Below are 21,687 nucleotides of genomic sequence, written 5' to 3'. Positions count from 1 at the left end.
AGGGCGCGGACTTTGGCAGCCAGATCAGCCAGATCAGATACACCCAGCGACAGGGCCGTGCGTTCCCGCGTTCCCATCAGCCCGATTACCAGCGGAAAAGGGCTGCCTTTGACATTTTCGAACAGTACGGCGGGGCCGCCTGCCTTGACCAAACGGTCTGCGATTTCAGTGATTTCCAGTTCTCGGTCTACCGGAAAAGGCACGCGCACGAGTTCGCCCCGGTCTTCGAGCAGCCGCATAAAGGTTCTCAGGTCAGGAAATGCCATGACGCGAGTGTAGAGGCCAGGGGCCGGGTCAACCGTACCGGAGAAGGCAAAACTGGGCAGATTGGTTAAAGCGGCTCATCCCACTTTTGGCCGACGCCCCGCGCCTACTGCGCCGCTACGGTACGGGCATGACACAACCAGAGCCAGCGCCGCACCCTCCATCTGTGTCCACTGAGCTGCATCCCCTGACTCCCGCGCCGACCTGGGACGCGACATCCCGGCCCCGGCCAGAGCGGGCGGCGTGGCCTCTGGGGGTGGCGGCAGTGGCTGGGATAGCGGCCTACGTTTTGACCATTAGCACGGACGGACAATCGGGCCTGAATGTAGCGATCTGGGTGGCGATCTGGGTCGGTTTGCTGCTGTGGAGTACGCGGCGGCGCAGCCAAACTCCGACCCGTGAAGGACTGACGCTGCTGGGCGTGGCGCTGGCCTTTGCCCTGACCTTTGCTCTGTGGGACGCTCCGGGCGAGTTCCAATTTTTGAACGCGCTGGCCTTAGTACTGGCGCTGGTGCTGGGGGCGGCGGTCTGGCGGCACGCGGGGCTGGCAACCACCGCCACTGGGCGCATGACAGGCATGATCTTCACGGGCGGATCGCGGCTGTTCTACGGCCCCTTTGCCTTGCTGGAACGCTTTCCGTGGGGGAAATTGCGCGGAGCCAAGGCCGGACGGGCCACGCCTTGGCTGACTGGCCTGCTGCTGACCGTGCCGGTGCTGCTGGTCTTCGGCGGGCTGCTGGCCGGGGCCGACAGCGGTTTTGCCGACCTGATTTCGGGCCTGTGGCGCTGGAATCCAGAGAACCTGATTCAAAGCTCGTTTACGGTGCTGCTGTGGGTGGCCTTCGCGGGCGGCCTCGCGTACCCGGCGCTGATGGCGCTCTCCCCTACCCTGCTGGGAACCGCCACCGACACGCCAGAAGAACGCGGCGGGCGCTTGGGTCTGATCGAAACAGGAATGCCTCTGCTGGCGCTGGGAGCTTTATTTCTGGTTTTCCTGTTTACACAACTGCCCTATTTCCTCAGCGGCATCACACTGCCCGACGGCTTTACTTTTGCCGAATACGTGCGGCGCGGCTTTTCGGAGTTGCTGTGGGTGGCGTTCCTGACGCTGGGGCTGCTGCTGGCTGCCTACGGCCTGACCCGGCCCAATGTGCGGGCACAGGCCACTTACCGCCTACTGAATTTGGCCGTGTTGCTGCCGCTGGCGCTGGTGCTGGTCAGTGCGGCCAACCGTTGGCGACTGTACACGCTGGCTTACGGCCTGAGTGAAATCCGCGTGCTGGGGGCGGCCCTGTTGGTGTGGCTGGTGCTGGCACTGGCATGGCTCGGCGTATGTCTTTGGCGCGGCACGTTGCGGCGCTTTGCTTATCCGGCGTTGCTGGCAGGCTTTGGCACGTTGCTCCTCGCCACCCTGATCAATCCCGGCGCACTCATTGCCCGCGTAAATGTGGGGCGTGAACTCGCCGCCGTGACCAACGTGACCCGCAGCACGCCGCAACAGGCCGATTTGTGGAGCTTGATCCAATTGGGAGCCGACGCTGTGCCCACGGTGGTAGCAAATCTGGACACCCTCACCCGTGATTGCCCGCCTGGTGAATGCGGCTACATGGATCACCGGGAGTATGTGATTTTAAAACTCAAAGAGGAATTCGGCGCGGCGCGTGATCCGCGAGTTTGGAATCTCAGTCAGGAGCGGGCGCGGCGGGCGGTGCTTGGGCTTCGGGAGTGATGGCGGGGCCGTCAAGGGTCTAAGAAAAGCTATTGCGGGCGCTGAGTTTATGGCCCAGTCCCCAGCGCTTCAGTTCATCGCCTTCAACCGTTCCTGACGTTCCAGCGACACGGGCCACGGATCGCGCAGCCACGGACTCTGCGGGTCTTCCCGTAGCCAGCGAATGCTCCCCGCGTAGCGTTTGTTGCGTGTGCCGTCCATCAAGCCGCCCGATTTCCAGAACTCTGCGCCTGCCAAAAAGCTTTGACCGTATGTGTCCCAACTGTCGAACAAGTCCTGGGCAATGATCCGGCACTGACGCAGAATCCGCCCGCATTCGGCTTCCGAGAGGTAGCCCAGCGCGTGGGCCATAGCCGCCACATCCACGGCGCGGGCCAGATCGAAGGCCGCGCCGCCCGCCTCTCCTACTTGGTCTTCCCATTTTTTCACCACGCCCGCCTCACGCGCCCTGCCCTTCGTGTCCTCACCCTCAGCGACGGCTTGGCGCACCTGCGCGTAGGGCAAGCGGTGGCCGCTGTCTATCAGCCACGCGAGGCTGTGCAGGGCCGATGTGTGGTCAGTGATGTCCCAGCCCTCTTCCAGCACCTTTCGCAACTCGTCTTCCTGACCGGGCGGCGGCGTCAGGCGGTAGAAGTATTCCAACTCGCGGGCACCTTCCTCGTGCGGAAAGATTTCCAGCCAGATTTCGGTAAACGGGGCGCGGAGGTTGAGGGCGAAACGGTCAGCGGGAGAAAGTGCGGCGGCAGCGGCTTCAAACCGCGCTAAGCGGGCCTTGGCCTTGGCCTGCTTCTCGGCGGTCTGCACAGCTTTGGCTGCCACTTTTTCCTCTTTGGCTTCTGCTATGCCTTCGCGTGCGCCTTCCAACATGGCCCGCCCTGCCCAAATGAGGAGCATGACCACCAACACCACAGCAACAGGCACCAGCAACCGAAAAACGTCCATAAGCCCCAAGCTATCCCAGCCAATAGAACGGCCCCTACACGTTTCCGATAGTCTTTGGGGTATGACCGCCAATGCTGCTGCCAACCCGATTGACGCTAATCCGATTGAACAGATGCGGGCCGCCCTGCAAGCCACCGACCTCGACGGCTGGCTGATCTACGACTTTCAGGGCCTGAATCCGCACGCGGCGAAAGTGCTGGGATTGCCCAAAGAGGCTTTCCTGACGCGCCGATTTTTTGTGTGGGTGCCGCGTGAAGGGCAGGCGGTGCTGCTGCACAACCACATCGAGGGCGGCACCTGGGCCAACCTGTCGGCGGGCTGGGGCGTGGAGCGGCGGGCCTTCGGATCGCATGACCAACTGGACAGTGCCCTGCGCGACATGGTGGCCGGAAAGCGCGTGGCGATGGAATACAGCTCACTGGGGGCCGTGCCGTATGTAAGCCGCGTGGACGCCGGAACCGTGGAGCGCGTGCGAGCGGCGGGGGCAGAAATAGTATCGAGCGCCGATCTGTTGCAAGCCTTCCTGACGTGGAGCACCGAAGATTTGGCCGCCCACGAGCGGGCTGTAGCTGTGCTGATGCAGGCCAAAGACGACGCCTACCGCCTGATTCACGAGCGGCTGAAGGCAGGCCAACCCGTGACCGAACTGGACGCGCAGGCCGTCATCGGGCGGGCGATAGAGGCGGCGGGCATGGTCAGCGGCCACGCAGTAAATGTGAGTTTTGGCGTGAATGCCGCCGATTCCCACTACGAACCCAGCCCTGAACAGCACGCGACGCTGGACTGGGGCCAGTGCGTGCTGATCGACCTGTGGGCACAGGAACCGGGCCGCCCGTTTGCCGATGTGACTTGGGTAGGCTACGCGGGCCAACCGTCTGACACATATTTGGATGCGTGGCGGGCAGTGGCGGGGGCGCGGGATGCGGGCATAGCGCAACTGCTGGCGGGCGGCGACCTGAGCGGCTGGCAGATAGACCGCACCGTGCGCGACACGATGGGCGCACCCTGGAGCGAATTCTTCTTTCACCGCACCGGGCATGACCTCGGCGTGCAGATTCACGGCAGCGGCGCAAACTTAGATGACTACGAAACCCGCGATACCCGCCGCCTGACCCCCGGCCTGTGCGTGACCGTGGAACCCGGCACCTATCCGGCAGCTCAGGGGTTCGGCATCAGGACAGAGGTGGACGTGTACCTAGACCCGGCGGGCGCACGAGTGACGACTGATATTCAGCGGCAGCCCTTTGTACTGGGTGCGGGCGACTGGGAAGCGGTGCGGGCGGCGGCTTACGGGGAATAAGGGCGGAGTGTGAGGGCAACCGCTTGAGCTTGAGCTGAAAGCCGTTCTCAGACCCTTCGACCCTAGACCCTTAGACGCCCTTCCCTCCCGCCTGAGCGCAGGCCCTCACCCCAAAGCCCAACATTACGGCAGGCTTCATCCGACTCACCCGGTCAGTTTGCGGCAAATGCTCTAGGCTAGGCGCATGGCGAATCTCGGCTCCTCCACGGTCATGCTTACGGGCGCGGGCGGCGCACTCGCCACCGCGATAGCTCAGGAATTAGAAGATGCAGGCGCACAAATTGTGCTGGTGGGGCGCGGTGAAGCGTTGGCGAAGGCCGCCGACCGCTTTCCCGCCACCGAAGTCATAGATGTAGACCTGACCGACCCAGCCAGCATTGATCTACTCCGCAAGGTCAAGGTAGACACACTGGTGCATACAGCGGGCGCATTTTCTATGCAGGACGCGCAGAAGGCCACCACCACCGATCTGAACGCGATGTTCGGGGCCAATATGCTGACCCTCTTTCATGCCGTACAGGGCGTATTGCCCAGCATGCTGAAACAAAAAGACGGCCTCATCATGGGCGTCAGCGCAGGCCAAGCCGCTCGGCTGAGTGGCCCCCGCGCCGCGCTGTATACAGCCAGCAAAGCCGCTGTCAGCGCCTACATTCTGAGTCTGCACGACGAACTTAAAGCCAAAGGCGTGCGCGGCTGTGTGCTGTACCCGATGGGGGCCATCGACACGCCCACCAACCGGGATGCGGGCATGAGTTGGGACAGCCTGATCGACCCGCGTGGACTGGCAAAAAGTGTGGCCCACGCGCTGACAAGGCCAGACCGCGCGCACGTGACGGAATTGAAGGTGTATCCGGACGTTTGAGGGCAGGAATTTAGAAGGCAAGGTTGAAAGGGGGCCTGGTCTAAGGGTCTAGGGTCTAAGAAGGGCAATCGCTGGCGCTCACTCACCCCCTTTGTTTCGCAGCGATCAGGCGTCTGTTTTGACCAAGAAGCTCTGCGAGTCCCCAACTCTCCCGCCCTCAAGGGAGAGGGAGCGAAAATCCACCACACCGCCACCCCACACCGTTCCCGCCCAATTCAGTGTGAGGCCCCAAGGTGCGTGCAACGCGCGGGCCAATTCCAGTACCAAAGACGACTGGCAATTCCGCTTCAAGTGGGGGACTCAGCCGACTCAAAACGCGACAAGATCAATCCTCCTCAGCGGACTTGTAGAGCTGCGAAGCAAAGTGGCAAAGTCCCCTGACCCCTTTGGGGGCGCAGGTTGGCGTGGGGGAGCCCAACGTGCGGGAAGCCCTGAAATCATTCTTACCCCCCAACTGCCACCCGAATTACCTCTGCCAACCCGCCCTCGTACCCGCCGATACGAGGCCAGGTCGCGGGAAACGGCTGAGTGCGCGTCACATCGTTGGGCACGACCAGCACGCGGGTTCCGGCGGCGACGGCAGCGGTGGCCCCGTTCAGGCTATCTTCCACAGCAATGCATTCTTCAGGCCTTAGCCCCAGCCGTTGTGCGGCCAGCAGGTACAGTTCTGGATCGGGTTTGACGCGGGCCACATCATCGCGGGTGGCGAGGACTTCAAACAGGTGAATCATGCCGTGATGCTCCAGCCAGCGCGTGACCCAGGCCCGGTCACTGCTGGTGGCGAGGGCCAGGTGTAATCCGGCAGGCCGCACCGCTTCCAGCACCGCCCGCACACCAGGGCGCACATCCTGTTCCTGTATGTCGGCCAGGATTCGTCCGTGCAGCGCGGCATGTACCTGCTCCCGGTCGGCCCGCACCGCATCGGGCAACCCCGCCCAGGGGTCGAAGGCATCCCAGGTACCAATACCGCGCTGCCAGTCGGTGAGGGCCAATTCGCGGCCATGCGTGCGGTACAACTCCTGCCAGTGCCAGAATTCTCGGCTCTCGGTGTCCAGAATCGTGCCGTCAAAGTCAAAAATCAGAGCGCGAACGCCGTGCGCCTGGGCGTCCAGCAGAGGTTCGGGGGCAGTCATGGACGCAGTTTAGGCGGGCCGCCGCCGCAACATGACAAGCAGTCCTCGCCAAGCCTTTAGGTGGACGTGTGCCCAGTCCAGAGCCGCTATGCTGGCCCTCTATGGCCGAATGGGTGCAAAACGTGATGGACACTTTGGGTTACGCAGGCATTTTGCTGCTGATGATCGTGGAAAACCTCTTTCCACCTATTCCCAGTGAGGTGATATTGCCCTCTGCGGGATTCGCAGCCTCTCGCGGGAGCCTGAATGTCGCGCTGGTGGTTGTCGTGGCGACCATCGGCAGCGTGCTGGGGACTTTGCCGCTGTATTACATCGGGCGGGCATTTGGCGAAGAAAAGCTGGTGGCGTGGGCCGACAAGCACGGCAAATGGCTGACCCTGCGCGGTAAGGACATTCGCAAGGCCGACGATTGGTTCGACAAGCACGGAACCAAAGCCGTCCTGTTTGGCCGCATGATTCCCGGCATCCGCAGCCTGCTGAGCCTGCCTGCGGGCATGAGCGAAATGCCGCTGCCCAAATTCCTAATTTACAGTGCCATCGGCTCGGCACTCTGGGCCTCGCTGTTGGTGGGCGCTGGCTACGTGCTGGGCGAAAATTACGACCGAGTAGAGCAGTACATCAGCCCCGTTTCGCGCATCATTTTGGTGCTGCTGGTGCTGGGCGCGGCGGTGTGGTTCATGCGGCGCAAGCAGGCGCAGAGGGCCGAAACGACGTAGAGCATTTGTCATAATACTGACCGAGCGGAGCGAGTGAATTTTATCGAGCAGGACGGAGAATGGAGCCGCTGAAAGTCTCTTTTCTCGGTGGCGTAATTCGGAGAACTGCTTTAAGTGGCGAGTAGTCAGTGTTGAATAGGGAAAGAGCGGGCCTGTCAGCGAATTTCGTTGAAGGCCCGCTCTTTTGTCTGGTTCCACTCCCCACCACCCTTAAAACACTCCGCCCTCGAACACTCCCCGAATCTCTGCCCTCTTCATGCCCAGGCTCAGCAGAACCATCAGCAGCAGGCGGGCTTTGTGGGCGTTGAGGAAACTGGCCGGAATAGCCCCAGCGGCCACCAACGTCGCGCCGCCGCCCGCGTAGCCGTACACCGGAATAACGGGGCCAGCGTGCGTTCGGGTGGCGATAATCACGGGTGTGGTGGTCGCGGCAATCAGCGGCAGGAGTTCGGCGGGCAGGTTGCCTGTACCCAGCGCGGCAATGACCAATCCATCGGCGCGGGCCTGCGCTTCGGCGTAGCCTTCGCCCGTCCAGCCAGCGGCGGCATACAGAATTTCCACGCGGGCGGTCAGGGCAACAGGGGCGTAGGTGGGACGCGGTTCGGGGGTGGCAAAGTAGCGCAAATGCGCCCCATCTGCCGCCCGGTCTATCCGTCCAATCGGGCCGGGATAGCCACCAAAGGCGTCTACGGCGGTGGTATGCACCTTGGTCACAGTGCGGGCATCAAAAATATCTCCGCTGAATACCGCCAACGGGCCACGTCCAGTGGTCTGAGGGTGCAGCGCCGTATAAGCCGCGTCCAGCACGTTGCCGGGGCCGTCCCAGGAGACTTCTTCGGCGTGCCTCATGCTGCCCGTCAGTACCACCGGCGTCCGGGCCGACAGCGTGAGATGCAGCAAGAAGGCCGTTTCTTCCAGCGTATCGGTGCCGTGCGTGACCACGATGCCGTCAGCGTCGGGGGCCAGCCGCTCTATCAGGTGCGCCAGCTGCAACATATGCGCGGGCGTGACATGCGGGCTGGGCAGGTTGAAGGGTTGGTGGTGCGTGACCTGCACCCCCGGCAACCCCGGCACACTGGGCGGCGTCTGGGGCGTGACTCCGCGTCCATCGGGGCTGGGGCGGCTGGCAATGGTGCCCCCGGTATGAATGACGGCGAGGCGTTTCAGAGGGGGCCCCACCTGTTGCGGCCTCATTTGCCCCGACTCTGACGAAGAAGTGTCCAGATGACGGCGATGCCGAATACCGCCAAGGTGAGGGGCAATTCGGCCAGCGCCGCGTCAGCCAAGGCCGCGCCTCCACGGGTGCGCTGCACGAGGCCGATAACGAACCAGAGGGCCGCAGCCAGAGCCGCGAGGCCCCAGACTCTAGCCGTCATTTCCACACATCAACCTGACATCTCCGAATCTGACGGGCGGGCCTACTCGTGGGCCGCGTCTATGAGGGCCTGTGCGCCCCGGTCGAGCAAGTCGGCGGCCAATTCAGCGCCTATATCGGCGCATTCGCCCGCGTCACCGATGCTGGTGGCCCGAATGACTTTGGTGCCGTCCAGCGCAGCGACCCAGCCCTCCAGGGTCAGCACGCCACCCTTGATGGTGGCGTGTGCGCCCACCGGGGCCATGCACCCAGCCCCCAATCCCGCCAAAAACTCGCGTTCGGCGGTAATGCGGTCATCGGTGGTGTGGTCGTGAATGGCGTAGGCGACTTCTACGTTCAGGTCGTCGTCGGCGCGGGTCTCCAGGGCCAATGCGCCCTGACCGGGGGCGGGGAGCATGATGTCGGGTTCCAGAAACTCATCGATACGGTTGCGCATTTCGGTGCGAATCAGGCCCGCTGCAGCCAGAATAATGGCATCGTAGTCGGGCGTCGCCAGTACCCCAAGGCGCGTGTCGATGTTGCCCCGCAGATCGATGACCTGAAGATCGGGGCGGTACGCCATCAGGAAGGCTTTGCGCCGCACACTGCTCGTGCCGATGCGTGCGCCTTTGGGCAAATCGGCCAACTTTTTCATGCCTTCCTTGCCGATCAGCACGTCGCGTGCATCGACCCGCTTGGGAATAGAAGACACTTCTAGACCTTCGGGCTGCACGGTGGGCAAATCCTTGAGGGAATGCACCGCGATGTCGATCCGCTTGGCTATCAAAGCGTCTTCGATTTCCTTGACCCAAAAGCCTTTATCGCCTTTCTGAGCCATCTCTGAAAGGCTTCCCCGGTTCTTGTCGCCGCCCGTAGAAATGGTTTGAATCCGGAAATCCGTTTCAGGCCATTCTTCCTTGAGCCGGGCGACTACCCACCGGGTTTGCGCGAGTGCAAGCGTGCTCCCACGCGTCCCTACCGTGACCGTCCGCATAACCCTCTCAGTATAGACGGCTTTTGGCATGGGCGCGGCTTATGGGCCGCAAGTGCAAAGGCTTGATGCACGCTCGCCGTAAAGAAGATGGCAACAACGCCGCCGAATCCAGTACATTTGGCGGCGTTGCAAAGGAGTGGGTGGGACGGGGTTAGAGGTCGTCTTCCAGATCGGTATCGGTGTCTGCTTCTTGATCTGCGCCGCTGTTCTGGGCCGCCGTGACCTGCGGGCGCACAAAGCGCATGTAATCCAGCCAAGGGGCCACGTGCCCGAGTTGACGGATCAGCAGCGCAATCTGGGCAGTGTGGCGCACCTCGTGGGTCATCACATGCCACATCAACTGATCGAGCGTGACCGTATCGCTGGCGGGGTCGTCTTGCACCAGTTTGACGCTCTGGTTCAGGTCAGGTTCGCTGTCGAGGAACGCCTGCGTCTGCTGACTGACCTCACGGCCATATTCGATGATCCAGCCGAGTTCGTACTGTGCGGCGTCAGGTTTAATCCAGTCGTGGCGGTAGTTGCCCGACTGCTGCACGCCCCCTCCGCGTGCAATGGCATGAACCCAATGATCCTCCACGTCAGTGACGTGTAACAGCAGGTCTTTGATGGTGTGAAAGCGATCCCCATTTTCGATCAAGTTGCGGTTAAGTTCCTCTGCAGGCAAAGCACGGAGGAAATTCCACAACTGCTCGCGGGCAGCGGACAGGTAGGTGTAATACTCGCGAACATTCATGGTCGGTTCACAGCATACCCTTTAAGGAGCCCCTGTGGTGTTGACCCTGGCAGCCACAACCCTGTAATCTCCTGCCCGGTCAGTCATTAAAGAGCTTTCTAAATACGGCATCAGGCAATCCCTAAGCTGCTCTAATGTTTCGATCTTTACCAGAGCGCCGCGCAAATCCGGCACATCGGGCAGATATTGGGGCAAGACTTTCCGCAGTGGCAACAGGCTAACGCGGCCTGTGCCGAGTGGCCCCGCGTAAAATTGGATGTGTAGCTCGGCGTGCCGGAGCGCAGTGGCAGCGCGGCCAGACAGGCTGGGCCAAGCATCGTCGCCTGTGGCCAGAGCGCGGAAAATCCACGGATTGCCCACCGCGCCACGCCCGATCATGACGGCGGATACCCCCGATTGGCGGCGTTGGCGGGCCTGCGCGACGCTGCGAATATCGCCGCTGCCGATCACAGGCACGTTTACACTGGCCGCGACCGCTGCAATAGCGTCCCAGTCGGCTTCCCCGGTATACCGCTGGGCACTGGTGCGCCCGTGTACCGTGACAATTGCTGCGCCCGCCTCGGCCAGGCCCTGAGCCACTTCCAGGCTGCGGTTGCTGTCCCAACCGAGGCGAATTTTGGCGCTCACGTCTAATTTGGTCGCGCCGCGCATGGCCCGGATCAGCTCGAAGGCCAGTTCAGGTGTTTGCAGCAGGCACGCCCCGCCTTTGCCGCGCACTTTGGGCACCGGGCAGCCCATATTCAGGTCGATGGCCGCCGGAGCAAACCAACCCTCTGCTTTGGCTACCGCTGCGGCCAACACGTCCGGCTCTGCGCCAAAGAGTTGCACCACGCGCCCAACTTCGCCTGCGTAGGGACGGCCCAGGTTCAGGCTTTCAGTGTCGCTGCCCAAGGCCAGACCCCGTGAACTGATCATCTCGCTGACCGTCCAGAGTGCGCCCTGTTCGGCGGCCAGTTGGCGCATAGGAGCGTCACTGTAACCTGCCATCGGTGCCAACACTGCTCCGCCCTGCCGTGCCGCCGGGGAAGCCAGCCGCGCGGCATAAAAGCCCGGTTGTGCGGCGGGGGGCAGAGAAGTGGAGGCGGAGGCGGGCGCGAACATCATCCCGGCAGGGTAGCGCACCTCCCCCCACCAGACGGTGAATCCAAGATCAACTCAGCCGTTTGCCGAATTCATGTTGTATCTGGCGGTGCGGGGGGTATGCTCTGGGCAGTCCGGCAACCCACCGACCTTCCTCTGGACTTCCCTTGGAATTTCATCTGTACCATGCTGCCGGATCGGAGGCTCTGACCTTGAACGCGACCCGCCTGGCGCTGCATCACGCGCCACTGCTTCACAGCCTATACACCGCCGCCCCCGGCTACTTTGCCTTGCTCGGCAGCCGTGTTCCCAGCCTGACCGAAGTCGAGCGCGACGTAGAATTCGCCCTGCTCGACCCGCGCCGACGCCTGGAACTGCTGCACGACGACGAAGGCAACTTGGTGGGCAGCCTGGACTGCAAACACGATTACCCCCAACCGGGTGACCTGACCATCAATCTGCTCCTCATCCGTGAAGACCGCCAATCCCAACGTCTGGGCGAGCAGGCAATTCGGCATTTAGAGGCCCGTGTACCGAGGGGGACGACCCGTATTCTGGCGAGTGTCTTGGGCGAAAACCCACGCGGCGCACGCTTCTGGGAGCGGCTGGGCTACACCTTTGCCCTTGACGCCCGCCCGGTGATGACGTGGTATGCCAAAGCGTTGGGTGTGCCTGCGAACGCGGGGAAACGTGCGGTGCAGGGTGTCAGAGCGGACTAAGGAAAACCCTGTTCCACAAGCAAATCGTGTCTGGGAAAGGCGTGACTGTGCCGGGCACTTTGGTCACGCCCCAGATCTTTGCCACAATCCACGATCTACCCTCCACAATCTTTGCCTAAACCCATGCCATCATCAGCACCTATGATCGTGAAATACGGCGGCAATGCCATGAAAAGTCTGGAACTTCGCCGCGCGGTGGCGGCTGAAATCGCGGCGCTTCGGGCGCAGATGCCTGTGGTGGTGGTTCATGGCGGCGGCCCGGTCATAGAGCGCGAACTGGCGGCCAGGGGCATGGCCAGCGAGTTCCGGGGCGGGCTGCGCGTGACCTCGCCGGGGGCAATGGATGTGGTGGAAATGGCCCTGTGCCAACTGAACAAGCAACTGGCGCAGGACATCGGCGGCGCGGTGGGCCTGATGGGGCGGGATTGCCAATTGCTGAGGGCCGAACCCTTTGACCCGGAGTTGGGGCGGGTCGGCCGAGTAACCGGAGTGAATGCCAACCTGCTGCGAACCCTGCTGGGGGCCGGAATCACGCCTGTGGTGGGCTGCGTGGCGGTGGGGCCAGACGGCGACGCCCTGAACATCAACGCCGACACTGCCGCCGGAGCCGTGGCCGGGGCGCTGAATGAGGGCATCATCTTCCTGACCGATGTAGACGGCGTGTACCGCAATTACCCCGACCCCGCCAGCCGCACCCCAGCCCTGACCCGCGCAGAGGTCGAGGAAGGCATAGGCGCAGGCTGGATCGCGGGCGGCATGATTCCCAAAGTCCGGGCCGCGCTGGACGCCCTAGATCGGGGCGCACCCCACGCCACGATTGCCAGCGGAATGGTCGCCGGGGTGCTGGGGGCGGCGACGCGGGGGGAAGCGGGAACGGTGATCACGGGGTGAATGAGCGCAGCGATTACCCTTCCATCCTCTCAACAAATCCGGCTAAAAATCAGCGTATCCCGCAGTTGGCCCGGATCGTTGGCCGCCACTGTGTCATTCACCAGATGGGCGTCCAGCCTGTAGCCTAACGCGGGCGGAATGCGGGCGCTGCGGTGGTTGGTGGGATCGCAGCGAATCTCCAGGCGGCGAAAGCCGAGGCCGCCGTCTGCTGCCGGAGTCAGGGCCAATTCGGTCAGGGCGTGCGTGACTTCGGTGGCGTACCCCTGTCCCGCGTGGGCTGTGGCAATCCAGTAGCCGATTTCACCCTTAGGCACGCGCCAATCAAGGGAGTGATAGCCGCTGCTGCCGATCAGTTCCAGTGGTTCCCCCGCCTGCTCCGGCACGCGCCAGACGTGATACCGCAGATTCTCGCGGGCATCGAACTTGGCCGTCACGTCCTGCAAGTTGTCACGCGTGGCGATCAGATCAGGCGGCGTTTGCGCCCAAATCATCCATGGCTGAAGCTCCGGCAGTGAGGCCTGAACAGCGGCACATAGGGCTTCGGCGTCGGCAGGCTGGGGCCGCCGCAACAGCAGGCGCGGGGTGCGGACTTCCTGGGGAATAGCGGGGGGAATCGGGGGCGGCGTGGGCATAAGCAAGAGTAGCGGTCAGCAACAAGGATCGGCCAAGAGTCCTGGCAGAAGGCTCAGGGAGAAGACAACCGAATGGCCAGATTGACGGCGCTTTGGTAGGGATCATCCGCCGTTTTCGCGTATCTGGGCGGCGTGGGCAGCAGTTCCTCAACAATCCTGCGAAAAATCAGGGCACGCAGAAGATATTGCGGGAAGTCCGTCACCTCCCTGACAGCCTCTAGTAAGCCCTCGTCTGCTTCCTCCCAGACCAACGCGTCTGCAACGACGATGGCCAGAGACAGCCCGGCAGGCCGCCAGTACGCAGAGAAATCGATGACAGCAGGCGCGTCCGACTCCGAAAACAGGACATTGCCCGTCAGGTCACCGTGAATGAGTTGCGAGGACGCCTCCACAGGCCGGAGCCGCTGGGCCAGCCGCCCGATGTGCGGGGCCGTCAACAGGTTATCCAGCGGCAGTTCGCCCCAGGCCATGCGGTCTGCAGCGGCCCAAGGGTCTGTGCGGGCCTCCAGAAACGCGGGGCGGGGGACTGCGGCAAGAGCTTGGTGGAAGTGCTGCCCCACCTGCAAAATCTCTGTCCAGCGGCCTGGTTCATGGCGACCCTTCAGGTATGCCCACGCCGACCAACCTTCGACCAATACTGCGCCGTTATGGGCATGTAGCAGCCGGGATACCCGCAGCGCAGTCCCACCAACTTGCCCCAGCACCCGCGCTTGCCATTCCAGTTCTTGAGCCGTGTGAGTCTCCGGCTTCAGCACCGCCTCACCCACGCGCCACACCGTCGCCTGCCCACCCGCCAGTGGTTCGGGCGTTCCAGACAGGCCAAACGCCTCCAAAACGCTCACCGGGGGTGGAGGATTCACAGGGCGAGTCTAGGCGCTTGCCCCACTTGCCGCCTCCGCTATCATCCGGGGCGTGAAGCACGCCGACCCATCACATCGTCCTCTGGGCATCTTCGACAGCGGTGTAGGCGGCCTCAGCGTGCTGGCCGAACTTCGCCGCGTGCTGCCGCAGGAATACATCGTCTATCTGGCCGATACCGCGCACCTGCCCTACGGCGCACGCGGCGACGACGACCTGCGCGACCTGACGGCGCGGGCCGTGGCCGCCCTGCACGCACGCGGCGTCAAGGGTGTAGTGGTGGCCTGCAACACGGCCAGCGCCTTCAGCCTGACCCATCTGCGCGAGAGGTACGGCCCCCAGTTTCCGGTCATCGGGCTGGTTCCGGCGGTCAAACCGGCCATTCAGGCGACCCGTTCGGGCGTGGTGGGCGTGCTAGCGACTCCGGGGACATTGCGCGGCACGCTCCTGCAAGACGTGATTCGGCAGTGGGCCGTGCCAGCGGGCGTGCAAGTGCTGATGGCAGTCAGCGCCGCATTGGTGCCGCTGGTAGAAGCAGGCCAGCAGGACAGCCCCGAAACGCGGGCCGAACTGCGGCGGGTGCTGGAGCCTTTGCGCGCTGCGGGCGCTGATCAGCTGGTGCTGGGCTGCACGCATTATCCGTTTTTGGCCCCCGCCATTCGCGCCGAATTTGGCGACACCTTCGCACTGGTAGACAGCGGCGCGGCGGTGGCCCGGCATACCCGCAGCACGCTGGAACGTCTCGGCTTATTGCGGCCAGAAGGTGTGCCGCATACGCCCGAAATCAGCTACTTCGTTACGGGGTCGGTGGAGGCGGCGCGGCCCGTTATGGCGACCCTGCTGGCCGGGGCCATGCACAATACAGATCAGAGTTCAGTTCTCCCCCTTCCTTCTCCCCCCAGAGCCGACGCGCTCCGAATCGAGCCGATACACACATGACTGCACCCAAAATGAATCACCAGACCCGCCTGCCCATCCGCGAGGGCCGCGACAGCCTGACGCCCCGCCCGCTGACCGTGCGCCGCAGCGTGAACCCGCACGCCCCCGGCAGCGCTCACCTGACGATGGGCCGCACCGAAATCTTGGCAACCGTGAGTATTGAAGACAAGGCCGCGCCGCATATGCGCGGGCTGAAAGAAGGCTGGCTGACTGCCGAATACGCGATGTTGCCGCGTGCCACCACAGACCGGCAGGCCCGCGAACGCAGCCTGCAAAATGGCCGCCGCCATGAGATTCAGCGCCTGTTGGGGCGGGCGATGCGGGCCAGCATGGACTTGCGCCCCTTTCGGAACCAGACGCTGTACATAGACTGCGACGTGTTGGTGGCCGATGGCGGAACCCGCGTGGCGAGTATTCTGGCCGCGCACGCTGCCCTGCACGATCTGTGTGACCGGATGGTGCGGGCCGGAAAACTGAGTGAGTGGCCCCTGCTGCACAACGTGGGCGCGATCAGCGTGGGGTTTGTAGGCGATGAACTGCGCGTGGATCTGGACTACGCCGAAGACAAGGTGGCCCGCGCCGACCTGAACGTGGTGGCGACCAGCACCGGCCTCTTGATAGAAACCCAGGGCGGAGCCGAAGCTGGCCCCATGACCACTGAAGAATTCACGCGCCTGATGACCACCGGGGTGACGGCGGTGCAGGGATTGATGGTGGACCTGGGCCAGCAATTGGCGGTGCGTCCGGGCGTCTAGCCTACGGCCTGCCCGCTTCCGGGCCAAACGTCCCGGCCTGCGCTACACTTTTGGGCATCTCAAGGAGGCTTCACATGGGCGTAACAGGATTTATCGGGCGGGCACTGCTCGCAAGCATTTTTATCAAGAATGGCCTGGATCACCTGCAAAACCCTGAGCCTATCGTGCGGGCGGCCAAGGGTGCAGAGGTGCCAGAACCTGAAATTGCTGTGCGGGCCAACAGCGCCGTGATGCTGGGCGCAGGCGCGATGCTGGCCCTCGGCGTGGCTCCCCGCTTTGCCACCACCGCGCTGGCCGCCAGCCTGATTCCCACCACCGTTATCGGCCACCCCTTCTGGGACAAGAGCGGCAAAGAGCGGATGCACCAGCAATCGCAATTTTTGAAGAATCTGGCGTTGTTCGGGGCTTTGTTGGCTGTGGGCAGCAGAAAGTAAGCAGTCAGTCGTAAGTAGGGAAGGATAGAAGAGCGGGCCTGCCAGAGAATTCTCTACGCAAGCCCGCTCTTTTTCTACTGCAGAAACGGTGAATTGGGGGTTCCGAATGGCAAAAACACCCGAACAAATTAAGCAGAGCTATTACACCAACATTGAAGCCAAGACCGGCGTTCTGATTCCGGAGTGGCTGACCCGCATTCGGGCCAAGCTGCAAGCTGGAGAATTGGCCCGCCACAGTGACATCGTGAACTGGCTGAAAACCGAACACACTTTGGGGCACGGCTACGCCACGTTGTTAGCACACGACGCGATGAAGGCGGAGCAGGGAGGCTGAAGTTTCAGCAGGAAAAGTGGATCGTGGTTTACCTTCCCCACGATCTACACTCTTTCCTTCATTACGCCGTCCCGATTTCCCTAGTTCACCATCTTGGTCTTGTTGGTCACAAAATCCATCAGTACATACTGGCCGATATTCTGCGGCGTGGTGAAGTAGGCCTTGCCGCGTGTCATTTCGCTGACGCGGCGCACGAAGCCCACCAGATCGGGGTCGCGGGCCAGCATGAAGGTATTGACCTGAATCCCGCTGCGGCGGCAGTTGGCGACCTCGCGCAGGGTCGCGCCCAGCACGTAGGGATCGAGGCCATACGCATTTTTGTAAATCCGGCCATCGGGCAGCGTGAGGGCACTGGGCTTGCCGTCCGTGATCATCACGATCTGCTTCATGTCCTTGTTTTCGCGCTTCAGCAGTTGCTGGGCCAAACGCAGCCCGCCCGCCGTATTGGTGTGGTACGGCCCGATCTGCGCCTGTGCCAGCTTGCTCACTGTGACTTCTTCAGCACTGTCGTGAAACAACACGAATTTCACAGTATCGCCGGGGTACTGGGTGCGGATCAGGTGGGCCAACGCCAACGCCACCTGCTTGGCGGGTGTAAAGCGGTCTTCGCCATACAGGATCATCGAGTGAGAGCAGTCCAGCAGCACGATGGTGGCTGCGCTGGAGTTGTATTCGGCCTGCCGGATCACCAGATCCGACTCCTCCAGATTCTCCACACCTTTGCCCATCACGTTGCCCAGCGTGGCAGTGGTGTCGAGGTTCAGCGTGTCGCCAAACTCGTAGCTCTTCAGCTCGCCGGTCATTTCTACACCCGACGCATACTCGCGGGTATCGTGTGCGCCCGCGCTGCTGCGGCCCAGCCCGCCCATCAGGTCACGCAGCGACTTGTAACCCAAAAAGTCGATGCTTTTATCCGTCAGTTGAAATTTGGACTCGCCGGACTGACCCTGCCCGCCCTGCCCATCTTCATCGTCAAATTCCTTGCGGATAAAGCCGTCTTGTTGCAGCCTGTCCATCAAGGTCTGAATCTGCTCGCCCAACTTGGTTTCGCGCACGTCCTCAGACTGCATGGCTTCCATCAGCAGGTCTTCGGGAATCATGTTGCGCTCGGCCAGCGCCTCTAAAATGGCGTCGAACAGGTCGTCCATGCTGGGCCGCGTGTTGGGATCGGGGTCGTAGGGATCGTTCATGCCCTGCCCCAACAGCGCTTCCTGAATCATCTGCATCAGTTCCGAAGAATCGAGCTGATCCAGTTCACCCTCAAACTTGCTGTACCGCGTCAGGCGTGCCATACCACAGCATGGCGCTTGTGGGAGGCGGCATTTGTAACGGTAGGGCAGGTTGTTGAGAAGACGTGAGTAGAGAGCGGTGAGTGGGGAGTGGGAAAAGATAACAACCATTGTTGGCTTTTTTGCCTTTCCCACTCACTCCTACCCACTTCCCACTCCCCGTTTTTGTACAGGGTGCAATTTTGAACTCAGGACGCGCTATCTTGCCCGGTATGGATTCGTCGTCGCTGAGGGAGCGCCAGAAGGAACGTCGCCGCGCCCGCATTTACAGCGTGGCTATTGATTTGTTTAAACGGGGCGGTTTTCAAACCACCACGGCCACCGATATTGCCAAAGCCAGCAATGTTTCTCGCGGCACTTTCTTTAACTACTATCCTTACAAAGAAGCCGTGTTGCTAGATTACGGCAGCGAAGTGATGACCCGCCTGCGTGACCATGCCGAGGCACGCCTGAAGGAACATGTGCCGCCCCTGACTGTGCTGTACGAGGTCTGGGATCTGCTGGCCGAGGAGAACTCCCGCGAGCGTGACCTGTTTCCACCGCTGGCCTACGAGGTCATGAACCCCAACCCCGAACGCGCCCGCACCGCGTATCAGGCATTGCCGCTCAGCAAGGTCATCGAACTGATCCTGCGCCCACTGCATCAGGCGGGGCAGATGCGAACCGACCTGAGCCTGCAACGCATCAGCAACCTGATTGCCGATACCTACCTGATGGTGGCCCTGCGCTGGAGTGCCTACGGCACCGAGCGCACCCTGCAAGAAGAAATGCGGCTGGCGCTGACGCTGCTGCTGGAAGGCGCTCTGCGGCGGGAGCCGGTGGCGCGCAACTAGGACACCGGGAACTGCGCCCAACTCCCAACAATGTAGGCATCTTGAAAGACCGGGGCGGGTAGACTGCCCCGGTTGGCCCGTGCCCCTCCCGCTGCTCCTCTCCCTCCGAGGTATTCGCCCTTGACCCTGCCTGAATTGACCGTCGGAACTTCCCGTCACTCCTGGCCCTTTAGCCGGGGGTTGGTGGTGGAATCGCTGATCAATGCGGGGGCGTCGGGCGTGGTGGCGGCAGCAGTGGCGCGGCGGGTCGAGCAGCAACTCCGGGCCGCGCGGCGAATTCTGGTCGGTCCGGATGAATTGCAGGCTCTGGTGGTCGAGGTGGCGCGGGATGTGGCGGGCGAAACTGTGGCAGAAGCTGCCCGGCAGCAGACCCCAGCCTTTGTGGACATCATGGTGATCGCCAAAAAGGGTGAATTGCCTTTTAGCCGGGGCGTGTTGGCCCGCACGCTGGAAGACGCGGGGCTGTCTCAGCGCGACGCCTATGCCACCGCCAGCGCCGTGGACGTGCAGATGCGGCAATCGGGCCTGCGCTCGCTGAGTGCCGACGCCATAGACGACCTGACCGAACGCACCCTGGAAAGGCAATACGGCGCACACATGCGGCTGACCTACCGTTTTTTGCGCCACAACCGGGGCAAATTGGGTGTGGTCAGCGAGGACGGCAGTGCTCCCAGTCCGTTTTCCAAGGGGTTGCTGGTGCAGTCGCTGCTGGCCGCAGGCGTGGCACCCGACGTGGCCCGCAAGGTGGCCCGCATTACCCAGCGCGATTTGCGCGGGGCCGATGACCGGGTAGTGCGCCGCCACGCCATCCGCGAAAAGGTGGAGATGCTGCTGCGCGACGAGGTAGGCCCGGATGTCAGCGCCCGCTACCGCCTGCTGCGCGTAATTCGGCAACCACCACGCCCGCTGGTGGTACTGCTGGGCGGAGTCAGTGGCACGGGCAAAAGCTTTCTGGCCGCTGAAATTGCTTACCGCTTGGGCATTGCGCGGGTCGTCAGCACCGATTCCATCCGGCAGGTCATGCGGGCCATGGTGTCTCCGGCGCTGGTGCCCACGCTGCACGCCAGTACCTTTAATGCCTGGGAAGCCCTGGTGCCGCCCGGACACACGCCGCCCCAGCACCCCACCCGCGACGCACTCCTGGCCGGATTCCGCGAGCAGGTACAGCAGGTTAGCGTGGGCCTGTCGGCGGTGGTGCGCCGAAGCATAGAAGAAGGCACGAGCGTGGTGCTGGAGGGCGTGCATCTGGTGCCCGGCTACCTGCGGGCCGACGCTTTTGCCGGGGCTTTGGTGGTGCCCATGTTGGTCACGCTGCCCAGCGAATCTGAACACCGCCGCCACTTCGAGAGCCGCGATGAGGAAACCGCCGCAAGCCGCCCACTGCACCGCTACATGCGCTACTTTGGCGAGATTCGTACCATGCAGGACTACCTGGAAGGACTGGCCCGCGACCTAGACGTGCCTCTGCTGGACGGTCTGACGCTGGATGAGAGCGCGGAACAGGCTGTAGACGTGGTGCTGAGCCGGGTGATGGTGGCCCTGACGCCGGACGAACGCACGGTGTTGCTGGGAGAATCTGGGCTGGGGGAATCAGGCTTGGGCGAGACTGGGCTAGCTTAGGACTGGACTAGCTTAGTCTGCGCTGGCTGAATCTGGGCGGGCTGAGTCTGGATCAGAATTGACCGTGCTGGACGGCAGGGCAGCCAATCCGTCGGACGAATCCAGCTAGAGCCGTAGCCTCACGCTACTGACCTTCGCAGGTGACGTCCAGGGCAGATGGAGGCGCAAGCTCTCGTCTCTCCCCCATCAGTCCACCCCCACCAACCTCGCAGACTTCCCGCTGGCTGCCCGCTAGACTCCGGCTATGTTGCAAGGGGTACTGTCCCGCCTGGGGGACATGGGAAATTTGACGCCGCGCTATACCGGGCCACGCTGCCTGCTGGAGCGGCAAGCGGTGGGCGGCTGCGACGCGTGCCACACCACCTGCCCGCACGAGGCGATTGCGGTGGGGATGCTGGGCAACTCGATTACCGTGCTGCCCGACCTGTGTACCGGGTGCGGATTGTGCGTGCAGGTGTGCCCGTCCGGGGCGCTGGAATACGACCTTCAGGGGCCGCTGCAAGCCGTGAGCGACCAACGCAGCAGCGTGACAGGCAGGCCGCAGGAAGACGCCACCCTGACCTGCTCGCAAAGTGGGGCGGGCGGGCCACAGCTTCCGTGCCTGGGCCGGGTCACGCCAGCACTGGTGGCGGCGTCGGGCGTGTGGGACTTGCCTCTGCACCTGATTCACGGCGACTGTGCGGCCTGCCCCGTCGGTGCGCCCGATGTGCCCGAACGCCTGAATCGCGTGGTAGACGAGGCGCAACGCCTGCGGGCAAGCACGGGACAGCCTGCCCGCGTGACGGTGCGGCCCGCCACCGAAGACGACAAGGGCCGCGACGTGCAGATGTCGCGCCGGGGTGCCTTTGCCAGCCTGTTCCGGGCCGGAAAGCAGCAACTGGTGCAGGCCATTCCCGACCAACCCCTGCCCTTTGTGGACTGGAGCGTGCCCGCCGAACGCACTCCAGAAGAGTGGCGCTGGCGAGAGCGCACGCTGAAACCTGCCCCACCCGAAGACGCGGGCGTGTACTGGCCTGCCCCGCTGGTGGACGACAAGTGCATCAACTGCCCGGTGTGCGCCAACGTATGCCCCACGAGCGCCATTACCCGCGAGCTTCAGCCTGAAGGTGGCGTGCAATTGCTGCTGAACCTGAGCGCCTGCACCGGCTGTATGGCCTGCGTGCATTCCTGCCCGCCCGACGCCATGCAGCCGCAGGAAGAATGGCTGCCTGCCGCCTTCCGTGCGCCGATTTTGCTGCGTGAGAGCGAGGGGATGCTGTAACCACCGTAACCCGTC

General features: G+C 63.0%; 24 protein-coding genes (1 of these 24 running past the window's edge). 13 read left to right on the top strand and 11 right to left on the bottom strand.

Annotated elements, in window-relative coordinates; all coding sequences use genetic code 11:
• A protein-coding gene (locus tag M1R55_RS08545) for a menaquinone biosynthesis decarboxylase (RefSeq protein WP_249391393.1) crosses the window boundary here: on the bottom strand, window positions 1-266 show its 5' portion. Its footprint begins 1,588 nt before the window's first position; 266 of the gene's 1,854 nt are visible here — the first part of the coding sequence; the start codon lies at window positions 264-266; its stop codon lies off the left edge, out of view.
• Window positions 267-430: 164 nt separating this feature from the next.
• Between M1R55_RS08545 and M1R55_RS08540 the strand changes: the two genes are divergently transcribed.
• Entirely contained in the window at window positions 431-1,993 is a 1,563-nt protein-coding gene (locus M1R55_RS08540) for a DUF4153 domain-containing protein (protein WP_249391392.1), read from the top strand.
• 69 nt (window positions 1,994-2,062) lie between these two features.
• Here M1R55_RS08540 and M1R55_RS08535 read toward each other — a convergent pair whose 3' ends face one another.
• Window positions 2,063-2,935, bottom strand: a complete 873-nt coding sequence (locus M1R55_RS08535) for a DUF1266 domain-containing protein (RefSeq protein ID WP_249391391.1) — start codon at window positions 2,933-2,935, stop codon at window positions 2,063-2,065.
• A gap of 61 nt (window positions 2,936-2,996) precedes the next feature.
• Between M1R55_RS08535 and M1R55_RS08530 the strand changes: the two genes are divergently transcribed.
• Window positions 2,997-4,235 carry a Xaa-Pro peptidase family protein gene (locus M1R55_RS08530; RefSeq protein WP_249391390.1) on the top strand — a complete coding sequence of 413 codons (1,239 nt, stop codon included), beginning with the start codon at window positions 2,997-2,999 and terminating at the stop codon, window positions 4,233-4,235.
• A gap of 184 nt (window positions 4,236-4,419) precedes the next feature.
• On the top strand, window positions 4,420-5,097 hold the full coding sequence (locus M1R55_RS08525; RefSeq protein WP_249391389.1) for an SDR family oxidoreductase: 678 nt from the start codon (window positions 4,420-4,422) through the stop codon (window positions 5,095-5,097).
• Window positions 5,098-5,540: 443 nt separating this feature from the next.
• Here the strand turns inward: M1R55_RS08525 and M1R55_RS08520 are convergent, their stop codons facing one another.
• A complete protein-coding gene (locus M1R55_RS08520; RefSeq protein WP_249391388.1) occupies window positions 5,541-6,230 on the bottom strand; it encodes an HAD-IA family hydrolase in 690 nt (229 codons plus the stop codon).
• Window positions 6,231-6,331: 101 nt separating this feature from the next.
• On the opposite strand from M1R55_RS08520, the gene M1R55_RS08515 reads away from it, so the two are divergent.
• A complete protein-coding gene (locus tag M1R55_RS08515; protein ID WP_249391387.1) occupies window positions 6,332-6,946 on the top strand; it encodes a DedA family protein in 615 nt (204 codons plus the stop codon).
• Between the two features lie 210 nt (window positions 6,947-7,156).
• On the opposite strand, the gene M1R55_RS08510 is transcribed toward M1R55_RS08515, so the two are convergent.
• From M1R55_RS08510 to M1R55_RS08490, 5 genes are all read right to left on the bottom strand, one after another.
• Window positions 7,157-8,113, bottom strand: coding sequence for an asparaginase (locus M1R55_RS08510; protein WP_249394176.1), 957 nt, complete (start codon window positions 8,111-8,113; stop codon window positions 7,157-7,159).
• Window positions 8,114-8,136: 23 nt separating this feature from the next.
• The gene (locus M1R55_RS08505; RefSeq protein ID WP_249391386.1) at window positions 8,137-8,322 is read right to left on the bottom strand and encodes a hypothetical protein; all 186 of its coding nucleotides are present in this window, start codon (window positions 8,320-8,322) and stop codon (window positions 8,137-8,139) included.
• A gap of 42 nt (window positions 8,323-8,364) precedes the next feature.
• Window positions 8,365-9,294 (bottom strand): hydroxymethylbilane synthase, encoded by a 930-nt coding sequence (hemC, locus tag M1R55_RS08500; protein WP_249391385.1) that lies wholly within the window; start codon window positions 9,292-9,294, stop codon window positions 8,365-8,367.
• 151 nt (window positions 9,295-9,445) lie between these two features.
• Window positions 9,446-10,027 carry a DinB family protein gene (locus M1R55_RS08495; RefSeq protein WP_249391384.1) on the bottom strand — a complete coding sequence of 194 codons (582 nt, stop codon included), beginning with the start codon at window positions 10,025-10,027 and terminating at the stop codon, window positions 9,446-9,448.
• A 21-nt stretch (window positions 10,028-10,048) separates the two neighbouring features.
• A complete protein-coding gene (locus M1R55_RS08490) occupies window positions 10,049-11,131 on the bottom strand; it encodes a tRNA-dihydrouridine synthase (protein ID WP_249391383.1) in 1,083 nt (360 codons plus the stop codon).
• A 188-nt stretch (window positions 11,132-11,319) separates the two neighbouring features.
• Here M1R55_RS08490 and M1R55_RS08485 point away from each other — a divergent pair, with 188 nt between their 5' ends.
• Window positions 11,320-11,826: a GNAT family N-acetyltransferase gene (locus M1R55_RS08485; RefSeq protein ID WP_249391382.1), complete on the top strand. Its 507-nt coding sequence runs from the start codon at window positions 11,320-11,322 to the stop codon at window positions 11,824-11,826.
• Window positions 11,827-11,967: 141 nt separating this feature from the next.
• On the top strand, window positions 11,968-12,717 hold the full coding sequence (gene argB, locus M1R55_RS08480) for an acetylglutamate kinase (RefSeq protein WP_249394175.1): 750 nt from the start codon (window positions 11,968-11,970) through the stop codon (window positions 12,715-12,717).
• 29 nt (window positions 12,718-12,746) lie between these two features.
• On the opposite strand, the gene M1R55_RS08475 is transcribed toward argB, so the two are convergent.
• On the bottom strand, window positions 12,747-13,349 hold the full coding sequence (locus tag M1R55_RS08475) for a GNAT family N-acetyltransferase (protein ID WP_249391381.1): 603 nt from the start codon (window positions 13,347-13,349) through the stop codon (window positions 12,747-12,749).
• A 53-nt stretch (window positions 13,350-13,402) separates the two neighbouring features.
• A complete protein-coding gene (locus M1R55_RS08470; RefSeq protein ID WP_249391380.1) occupies window positions 13,403-14,209 on the bottom strand; it encodes a hypothetical protein in 807 nt (268 codons plus the stop codon).
• Window positions 14,210-14,261: 52 nt separating this feature from the next.
• On the opposite strand from M1R55_RS08470, the gene murI reads away from it, so the two are divergent.
• The 4 genes from murI (at window position 14,262) to M1R55_RS08450 (ending at window position 16,669) form a co-directional block, all read left to right on the top strand.
• The gene (murI, locus tag M1R55_RS08465; RefSeq protein ID WP_249391379.1) at window positions 14,262-15,146 is read left to right on the top strand and encodes a glutamate racemase; all 885 of its coding nucleotides are present in this window, start codon (window positions 14,262-14,264) and stop codon (window positions 15,144-15,146) included.
• Window positions 15,143-15,901: a ribonuclease PH gene (rph, locus tag M1R55_RS08460; protein ID WP_249391378.1), complete on the top strand. Its 759-nt coding sequence runs from the start codon at window positions 15,143-15,145 to the stop codon at window positions 15,899-15,901. Before murI ends, rph begins: the two co-directional genes overlap by 4 nt.
• Window positions 15,902-15,975: 74 nt before the next feature.
• The gene (locus tag M1R55_RS08455; RefSeq protein ID WP_064015548.1) at window positions 15,976-16,335 is read left to right on the top strand and encodes a DoxX family protein; all 360 of its coding nucleotides are present in this window, start codon (window positions 15,976-15,978) and stop codon (window positions 16,333-16,335) included.
• 106 nt (window positions 16,336-16,441) lie between these two features.
• On the top strand, window positions 16,442-16,669 hold the full coding sequence (locus M1R55_RS08450; protein ID WP_249391377.1) for a DUF4287 domain-containing protein: 228 nt from the start codon (window positions 16,442-16,444) through the stop codon (window positions 16,667-16,669).
• Between the two features lie 80 nt (window positions 16,670-16,749).
• On the opposite strand, the gene M1R55_RS08445 is transcribed toward M1R55_RS08450, so the two are convergent.
• Window positions 16,750-17,961, bottom strand: coding sequence for a VWA domain-containing protein (locus M1R55_RS08445; protein WP_249391376.1), 1,212 nt, complete (start codon window positions 17,959-17,961; stop codon window positions 16,750-16,752).
• Between the two features lie 209 nt (window positions 17,962-18,170).
• Between M1R55_RS08445 and M1R55_RS08440 the strand changes: the two genes are divergently transcribed.
• The 3 genes from M1R55_RS08440 (at window position 18,171) to M1R55_RS08430 (ending at window position 21,672) form a co-directional block, all read left to right on the top strand.
• Entirely contained in the window at window positions 18,171-18,791 is a 621-nt protein-coding gene (locus M1R55_RS08440) for a TetR/AcrR family transcriptional regulator (RefSeq protein ID WP_249391375.1), read from the top strand.
• 120 nt (window positions 18,792-18,911) lie between these two features.
• Window positions 18,912-20,411, top strand: a complete 1,500-nt coding sequence (locus M1R55_RS08435; protein ID WP_249394174.1) for a 2-phosphoglycerate kinase — start codon at window positions 18,912-18,914, stop codon at window positions 20,409-20,411.
• A 244-nt stretch (window positions 20,412-20,655) separates the two neighbouring features.
• Window positions 20,656-21,672 carry a 4Fe-4S dicluster domain-containing protein gene (locus M1R55_RS08430; RefSeq protein ID WP_249391374.1) on the top strand — a complete coding sequence of 339 codons (1,017 nt, stop codon included), beginning with the start codon at window positions 20,656-20,658 and terminating at the stop codon, window positions 21,670-21,672.
• Window positions 21,673-21,687: the final 15 nt, after the last annotated feature.

The organism is Deinococcus sp. QL22, assembly GCF_023370075.1.
In the GTDB taxonomy this organism is placed as follows: domain Bacteria; phylum Deinococcota; class Deinococci; order Deinococcales; family Deinococcaceae; genus Deinococcus.
The sequence above is the reverse complement of the archived record's forward strand: the minus strand, read 5'-3'. Positions and strand labels throughout refer to the sequence as shown.

What these genes read in the sequence shown, in the direction of transcription:
- M1R55_RS08535 (WP_249391391.1), bottom strand. Translation starts at nt 2,935, where the DNA reads ATGGACGTTTTTCGGTTGCTGGTGCCTGTTGCTGTGGTGTTGGTGGTC.
- M1R55_RS08530 (WP_249391390.1), top strand. Translation starts at nt 2,997, where the DNA reads ATGACCGCCAATGCTGCTGCCAACCCGATTGACGCTAATCCGATTGAA.
- M1R55_RS08525 (WP_249391389.1), top strand. Translation starts at nt 4,420, where the DNA reads ATGGCGAATCTCGGCTCCTCCACGGTCATGCTTACGGGCGCGGGCGGC.
- M1R55_RS08520 (WP_249391388.1), bottom strand. Translation starts at nt 6,230, where the DNA reads ATGACTGCCCCCGAACCTCTGCTGGACGCCCAGGCGCACGGCGTTCGC.
- M1R55_RS08515 (WP_249391387.1), top strand. Translation starts at nt 6,332, where the DNA reads ATGGCCGAATGGGTGCAAAACGTGATGGACACTTTGGGTTACGCAGGC.
- M1R55_RS08505 (WP_249391386.1), bottom strand. Translation starts at nt 8,322, where the DNA reads ATGACGGCTAGAGTCTGGGGCCTCGCGGCTCTGGCTGCGGCCCTCTGG.
- hemC (WP_249391385.1), bottom strand. Translation starts at nt 9,294, where the DNA reads ATGCGGACGGTCACGGTAGGGACGCGTGGGAGCACGCTTGCACTCGCG.
- M1R55_RS08495 (WP_249391384.1), bottom strand. Translation starts at nt 10,027, where the DNA reads ATGAATGTTCGCGAGTATTACACCTACCTGTCCGCTGCCCGCGAGCAG.
- M1R55_RS08490 (WP_249391383.1), bottom strand. Translation starts at nt 11,131, where the DNA reads ATGATGTTCGCGCCCGCCTCCGCCTCCACTTCTCTGCCCCCCGCCGCA.
- argB (WP_249394175.1), top strand. Translation starts at nt 11,968, where the DNA reads ATGATCGTGAAATACGGCGGCAATGCCATGAAAAGTCTGGAACTTCGC.
- M1R55_RS08475 (WP_249391381.1), bottom strand. Translation starts at nt 13,349, where the DNA reads ATGCCCACGCCGCCCCCGATTCCCCCCGCTATTCCCCAGGAAGTCCGC.
- rph (WP_249391378.1), top strand. Translation starts at nt 15,143, where the DNA reads ATGACTGCACCCAAAATGAATCACCAGACCCGCCTGCCCATCCGCGAG.
- M1R55_RS08455 (WP_064015548.1), top strand. Translation starts at nt 15,976, where the DNA reads ATGGGCGTAACAGGATTTATCGGGCGGGCACTGCTCGCAAGCATTTTT.
- M1R55_RS08450 (WP_249391377.1), top strand. Translation starts at nt 16,442, where the DNA reads ATGGCAAAAACACCCGAACAAATTAAGCAGAGCTATTACACCAACATT.
- M1R55_RS08445 (WP_249391376.1), bottom strand. Translation starts at nt 17,961, where the DNA reads ATGGCACGCCTGACGCGGTACAGCAAGTTTGAGGGTGAACTGGATCAG.
- M1R55_RS08440 (WP_249391375.1), top strand. Translation starts at nt 18,171, where the DNA reads ATGGATTCGTCGTCGCTGAGGGAGCGCCAGAAGGAACGTCGCCGCGCC.
- M1R55_RS08430 (WP_249391374.1), top strand. Translation starts at nt 20,656, where the DNA reads ATGTTGCAAGGGGTACTGTCCCGCCTGGGGGACATGGGAAATTTGACG.